General features: G+C 41.3%; 1 protein-coding gene. It reads right to left on the minus strand.

The annotated features are described in order from the left end of the window. Positions 1 to 303 (minus strand): FG-GAP repeat domain-containing protein (locus tag HC175_RS22770; protein ID WP_168140054.1); only part of this gene is annotated, 303 nt, incomplete at both ends.

Here is a 303-nt window from a genome sequence, read left to right on the forward strand (position 1 = left end):
GACCGCATTTGATACGCCCTTTACCGGCAGTTGATGTGAAACATCCTCAAAATATCCCTTCCCATCATTGAGATAATACTCGTTGGTCTCATCATCCTCTGTGACTATGAGTATATCCAGGTCCCCATCATTGTCAAAATCTTCCAGAGCTACATCTTCAGAATCATGGTAGGGATAATAAGGATAAGGATCTTCATTAAGCACAGCCTTTTTATCGGGAAGGCGATGGGAGCCATCCAAAAATTTTCCTGTACCATCGTTGATGAGAATAATATTTTTAAAAAATTCTACCGCCAGCACCAG

It is taken from the genome of Salinimicrobium oceani (assembly GCF_012037645.1).